We start from the raw sequence: 6,083 nt of genomic DNA, 5'->3' as shown, positions 1-6,083 counted from the left end.
GCGGAGAACGTGCGGCGATCCTCTACTCTCTGATCGTCACCTGCCGGCTTAACGGCGTTGACCCCGAGACGTGGTTGCGTTACGTCATCGGTCATATACAGGACTGGCCGGTGAACCGGGTCCGCGATCTGCTGCCATGGAAGGTCGAGCTTCCCTCTGCCTGAACGTCAATACGGTCTGAATGCGACGCTTACCCATAAACCGGAGATGTGAATTTTTGAGTAGAGCCTTTCTCCGGGAAGTCGCTGCTCCGGGATGATCTTACCCGCAGAAATAAAGTCTGCCGCTTTTTGAGGGGCCCTGAATACTGGCGACTTTTAATGTACAACGGGGAGCTGTGACAGGCGTATCAACTGAATATTTCACCTATCCAGTCTGCAAATGCACGTACAGCAGGGGAAAGAAAACGTTGATGAGGATAAAGTAGCGTGACAGGAACAGACGGCGGCTGCCAGTCGGCCAGAACTTCAACCAACGTTCCTTTCTCCAGGTGTTCTGCTACAACATTTTCAGCAAGCTGCGCCAGTCCGAACCCTTCAAGGCACATTTTTATATAAAGCCCCGTCTCGTTGACGGCTGCCTGCCCACTGACGGATACGGACAGCGTTTCTGTTCCCTTTACAAAACGCAATTCGTCTGTACGCCGGCTTTGTCCGGAAAAATAATGAATAGCCCGATGATGAGACAGATCTTCAGGTGACTGCGGAATACCGTACTCCCTGATATAGTCGGGAGAGGCGCAGGTTATCCAGCGAAATTCTCCGAGCGGACGAGCTACAAGCGTGGAGTTAAGTAACTCTCCGGTTCTGATCACGCAGTCTACACCCTCCTGAACCAGGTCAACCTGCCGGTCGCTGACGCCGGTCATCAGGTAAATGTCAGGATAACGGCTGTAGAACTCTTTCAGGTTTGGCATGACGATGAAGTGCGCTATACCGCCGGGCATATCAACGCGTAAACGGCCACGGGGTCGCCTGTTCAAATCGGCCAGACTGGCTTCCGTATGTTCAACTAAGGCCAGAATTTCCCGGCACTGCGCCAGATACTGCAGACCTTCTGGAGTAAGGCTGACACGTCTTGTGGTCCGGTTCAGCAGACGCACCTGCAGATATTTCTCCAGATTTTTGATGGTGCTGGTAACAGTAGAAGAAGGCAGGGAAAGTGTTTCCGCGGCCCGGACAAAGCTTCCGGCCTCAGCCACCCTTATAAAAACCTGCATAGCCTGAATACGATCCACCTGACTGCACTCCCTAATAGCATGTAACGGTGATAATACTTATTATTCGTAAATTTTGAATGATGAAAACAAGTTAGTCATCTTTTTCAGTTTAAACAGGAGGCGTATTGTTTCCCTTCTGAACCTGAAAGAGACACTTCAAATGACCGATTACATCAGAAATATTGTTAATAATCAGACGGAAAATGCGCCAGTAACCCTGATCCGCGGTGCAACCATACTGAGTATGGATGAGAATGTTGGTAACCATGAACGTGGCGATATTCTTGTCACAGGTTCAACCATCACCGCAATCGGCAAGGACCTGAACGCCGAGGGTGCTCACGTCATTGATGCCACAAATATGATTGCCATGCCGGGGATGGTCGATTCTCATCGTCACGCCTGGGAAGGTCAGCTGCGCCGCATCAACCCCAACGCCACCTGTCTGGACGACTACAGCAATGCCACGCATTTCTCGTTCGCGAAATATTACCGGCCTGCCGATATCTATGTTGGCAACCTGCTGACGGCGCTGGGCGCGATTGATGCGGGTATCACTACCATGATTGATAACTCGCACAACAGCCGTACCGCAGCGCATTCAGACGCCGCCGTTGAAGCCCTGCTTGATGCCGGTATTCGCGCCATTCATGCGTCCGGTGCGCCGGTAGCAGGTGAATGGGATAAAGCGCACTGGCCTGGCAACTGGCAGCGTCTGCAGGAAAAATATTTCAGGGATAATCCTGATAGTCTTGTGACGCTTGGCGTCATGGCCCAGCTGGAGCCGGAATTGTGGGCCGAGGCCCGCAGGCTGGGGCTGCCGATCGTGACCGAGTTCTTTGGTGCTGAGATGGCCTCCGAGCTTGAATCGCTGCATCAGCAGGGCCTGTTGGGTCCGGACAATATCTTTAACCACTGTACCGCGCTGCCTGATGAGGGCTGGGAAATCCTGCGTGAAGCCGGCGTGCGGGTAAACGTCTGCCCGCGCTCAGATTCGCACTACGGTATTGAAAGCGGGATGTTTGCTATTGAGGCTGCGCAGCGTCATGGCATTACACCGGGTCTGAGCGTGGATAACGAAACGTCTTACAGCACCGACATGTTTATGGAAATGCGCGTGGCGTTTTATCTGCAGCGCGTAATGGGTATGCATAAGCAGCACTGCTGTGATTCAGATCATTCTTTGACAACGATCCCGGCAGCGCAGCTGCTTAAATCGGCAACAGTCGATGGTGCATTTTGTGCCGGTCTGCAGGATAAAGTAGGCAGCCTGACGCCGGGCAAACAGGCCGATCTGATCCTGATTAACGCGGCTGACCTCAACCTTTACCCGAACGGAAATGCATTCGGAACGGTGGTACATGCAGCTGAACGCAGCAACATCGATACCGTGATGATCGGCGGGCGCATCGTCAAGCAGAACGGCAAAGTGCTGGGTGTGGACAGTGAGCGCCTTCGCGCCGCCATTGATGAATCACGCGAGCATCTATTTGCGGCAGCAGGGTATGAGCCAGACATCTTTGCGGAAAAATTCCTGCCGCTGGTCCAGGCAAACTGACAGGGAATAACAGCATGAGCGCGATTTATTACGTAATAGCTTTTGCAGCGGGCCTGGGTATTACCCTTCAGACGACACTTAACAGTCAGCTCGCAAAAGGGCTCGGCGGAGATCCGGTCACCGCCGCGTTGTTTTCCTTTACGGCCGGGGCGTTCGGCCTTGGAATTTACTCGCTGCTGCGTGGAGGGTTATTCACCTCCCTTGCTGCCATTCCTTCGCAGCCTGTGTGGAGTCTGGCGGGCGGACTGATTGGTGCCTGTGCGTTATTCAGCTACGTTGTACTTGCTCCCAAAATCGGTTTTTCAGCCCTGCTCGGTCTGGCAATTGTTGGACAGCTACTATCATCACAGGTGATCGACAATTTTGGCCTGCTGGGCGCGATAAGGCGGCCAGTCTCGTTGCTGAAGCTGGGAGGAATGCTGGTCATGCTGATTGGACTCGCCATCATGCTTTTTGGCGACCGGTTTACTGAGCGTTTTATGCATTAATAAGGCAACACTGCCGGTTGCGGATGTATGCCCGAATGCAGGCGTCCGTGACCTTCAGTTCAGCCAGAATGATAATTTTATCTCCTCCGGAGAAATAACATGTTTTCATCAGCGGCCAATGTCAGAAATTTGCTGGGCGAGTGTCCCCTCTGGTGCGAAAGAACACGCAGGCTTTACTGGACTGACATTGAAGGCAGTGAGCTGCTCGCTTTAGAAGAAGGTACAGATATCGTCATGCGATGGGCACTTCCTGAACGTCTTGGTTCATTTGCACTGACTGAAAAAGATAACGTCCTGCTGATGGCTCTGGCCTCCCGGCTGGCCTTTTGTAACATCGATACCGGTGAATTCATCCCGTTAGCAGACTCGCCGGGAGAGCCGGGAACCCGTACAGGAGACGGGCGATGCGACCGAGCCGGTAATTTTGTCTTCGGGACAATGGATGACGGTTTTCCCGCGAAAGTCATCGGTAAATTTCACAGGCTTAACGCGGTGACGCTCAGCATTGAGACGCTTCCTCTGCCAGAGGTAGCCATCCCGAACAGTATCTGTTTCAGCCCGGACGGCGGAACGATGTATTACTGCGACTCCATGCAGAACCGTATAATGTGCTGCGATTATCCCTCTCTCGATCATCAGCGTGTGTTCACTGAAACAGGAGGCGATGGTGCGCCTGATGGCTCATGCGTGGACGCAATGGGCTATGTCTGGAATGCTGAATGGGGAGGAAATCGTGTAGTACGTTATCGTCCGGATGGAACAACAGACTGCATCCTGCCATCTCCGGGTATTCAGAGCACCTGCCCGGCACTCGCTGGCGAAGCATTCACAACGCTCTATTGCACCAGTGCCAGCGTAGGTCTGTCTTTACCATCAGAGCATGATGGAGCATTGTTGAAAGCGGATTCAGCTGTATTTGCCGGTTTACCGGAGAGCCGGTTTTCAGCGCACCTGCCGTAACCTTTATGCGTTAACCTCCATCAAGGAGATATCGTATTTTTATATTTAAACGATATTTTCTGACGCTGGATAAAAATAATGAAGCTTGTGAAAGGGGGATGGAGTCTTTTTCATCCCCACGAAAAAAAAGATGCAGTCGTTAACTATAGCTGCTCAGGTAAATCTAATCTGAGTTGCTCTGGATAAGGTTTGCATTAATCCAGGTGTCTACATTGGTGACGGGAATGTTATGGCGTTCATTGAATGTTTGCTCCTTACTCCATGCTACCCCACGCCCCTGCGCAAAAACAGCACGATACTTGGACATCATGTCCTGCGGGGTGAGTGTAAGCTTATCCATCAGATATTGTTCGCTCCATTCTGTGCAGCTGAAAGGACGGCCAAGCGCTGATTGCAGCTTATCTGCTACCTCTGCGTAGGTCAGTGTATCACCTGCGATATATACAATTTCATTCCGGATGCGCGGAGTTTTAAATACGATCGCTGCCGTCAGCATTCCAATATCATCAGGTGTTGTCAGCGTCATGGTGTTATCAATACTACCCAGTGCGTGAACAGTATTGTTCTGCAGATCGACCACACCGAAGTCTGGTTCGAACAGATAGCTCATGAAGATGCCGGTCGAAATGATGACCCACTCAGTTTCATGCTGGCTGCGTAGTAAATCACGCACGTCAATCTGCGCGTCGAAGATGTCTTGAGGACTGCCGCGTCCAATAGCATCAAAATCGGCACCAAACTGCCATGGAAAATATCGTGGATATCCGTGCCTGAAGAGCAGCCTGCGCCAGTTTCATTGGTGTATTTATTCCGGCAGCATACCCGGCGCGGCTTTGTTGAATAATAGGTAATCATTCTGTTTTGTCTGCACTGTTTTGGTAGAAAACGCTGATGCCAGACAGAACACCGTCATACGCAAGCATGTAACGCATTGATTTTATGTTATCTGAAACAACCGTTTTCATAGTACCACAGCATAAAATCCATTTATTCAACAAAGCCACCCGGCGCAGCCAACGACTGTGTCAAACTGCGCAAAAAGGGCGGCCAGTTCGTCGACAGAACTCATGACGAGATCGCCCGCAACTATATTGATTCCGAGGTTTCTGATTTCCGTGATAACGAGTTGTTTGCCAGGTTGATCTGACGTTATGGTGCTTTCGCGTAGCAGCACGCTGATTTTCGCTCCTTCCACATCTTTTGCCCGGAGGGCTAGATTTCGCAGAACGGGGAGTCCCAGCTCACCGGCACCGAGTACAAGGATATTTCCAGACGTAGTGTTAAGATCAGTTTTATTCATAATCAGGCCTTACGTGAATTGTTGCGCCACTCTAACAATTCATAAAAGGACTAAAAAGAAGGTACATGCATGATACCGGGAAGCGATGAGGTGGACAGAGACGAGATCCTTAAGTATTCTCAGGCTGTTTGTCAGGGGCTGAGAGAGGATGATGATGGCTTACGGCGGGAGTTGCTGGCTCATGCCGGAAGTCGCTGGTCACTGGGCATTATCAACACGCTTGGCGTTTATGGCAGACTGCGTCATGCTGAAATTGGCAGGCGTATGCACGGCGTGACCCAGCGCATGCTGACCAGTACATTACGACAGCTTGAGCGTGACGGACTGGTTATCCGCCATGATTTCAATGAAATCCCGCCACGAGTAGAATATGAGCTGTCCGATACAGGTATGGAACTGCTTGTACGGATGATCCCGCTGTGGACCTGGATGGCTTTGTTGAATAAATGGATTTTATGCTGTGGTACTATGAAAACGGTTGTTTCAGATAACATAAAATCAATGCGTTACATGCTTGCGTATGACGGTGTTCTGTCTGGCATCAGCGTTTTCTACCAA

Annotated in this window: 8 protein-coding genes; 5 read left to right on the top strand and 3 right to left on the bottom strand. The window is 51.2% G+C overall.

The window, feature by feature from the left end; all coding sequences use genetic code 11:
- A partial coding sequence (locus tag F7Q90_RS24330) for a transposase domain-containing protein (protein WP_151161046.1) occupies positions 1 to 164 on the top strand: 164 nt, incomplete at its 5' end.
- Between the two features lie 185 nt (positions 165 to 349).
- Here F7Q90_RS24330 and F7Q90_RS24325 read toward each other — a convergent pair.
- Positions 350 to 1,237 (bottom strand): LysR family transcriptional regulator, encoded by an 888-nt coding sequence (locus F7Q90_RS24325; protein ID WP_006121698.1) that lies wholly within the window; start codon positions 1,235 to 1,237, stop codon positions 350 to 352.
- A 142-nt stretch (positions 1,238 to 1,379) separates the two neighbouring features.
- On the opposite strand from F7Q90_RS24325, the gene F7Q90_RS24320 reads away from it, so the two are divergent.
- From F7Q90_RS24320 to F7Q90_RS24310, 3 genes are all read left to right on the top strand, one after another.
- Positions 1,380 to 2,777, top strand: a complete 1,398-nt coding sequence (locus tag F7Q90_RS24320; protein WP_006121697.1) for an amidohydrolase family protein — start codon at positions 1,380 to 1,382, stop codon at positions 2,775 to 2,777.
- A gap of 14 nt (positions 2,778 to 2,791) precedes the next feature.
- Positions 2,792 to 3,265, top strand: a complete 474-nt coding sequence (locus tag F7Q90_RS24315; RefSeq protein ID WP_006121696.1) for a DMT family transporter — start codon at positions 2,792 to 2,794, stop codon at positions 3,263 to 3,265.
- 99 nt (positions 3,266 to 3,364) lie between these two features.
- Positions 3,365 to 4,225, top strand: coding sequence for an SMP-30/gluconolactonase/LRE family protein (locus F7Q90_RS24310; RefSeq protein WP_006121695.1), 861 nt, complete (start codon positions 3,365 to 3,367; stop codon positions 4,223 to 4,225).
- 163 nt (positions 4,226 to 4,388) lie between these two features.
- Here the strand turns inward: F7Q90_RS24310 and F7Q90_RS24305 are convergent, their stop codons facing one another.
- Positions 4,389 to 4,943: a Rossmann-fold NAD(P)-binding domain-containing protein gene (locus tag F7Q90_RS24305; RefSeq protein WP_237166126.1), complete on the bottom strand. Its 555-nt coding sequence runs from the start codon at positions 4,941 to 4,943 to the stop codon at positions 4,389 to 4,391.
- A 273-nt stretch (positions 4,944 to 5,216) separates the two neighbouring features.
- Positions 5,217 to 5,525 carry a Rossmann-fold NAD(P)-binding domain-containing protein gene (locus tag F7Q90_RS24300; protein WP_044242914.1) on the bottom strand — a complete coding sequence of 103 codons (309 nt, stop codon included), beginning with the start codon at positions 5,523 to 5,525 and terminating at the stop codon, positions 5,217 to 5,219.
- Positions 5,526 to 5,594: 69 nt separating this feature from the next.
- Between F7Q90_RS24300 and F7Q90_RS24295 the strand changes: the two genes are divergently transcribed.
- Positions 5,595 to 6,083: winged helix-turn-helix transcriptional regulator (locus F7Q90_RS24295; protein WP_249042838.1), on the top strand; the 489-nt coding region annotated here is incomplete at its 3' end.

Source organism: Pantoea stewartii subsp. stewartii, from assembly GCF_008801695.1.
Classification (GTDB): domain Bacteria; phylum Pseudomonadota; class Gammaproteobacteria; order Enterobacterales; family Enterobacteriaceae; genus Pantoea; species Pantoea stewartii.
Note: the sequence above shows the minus strand (reverse complement) of the source record. Positions and strands in the feature narration are given on the sequence as shown.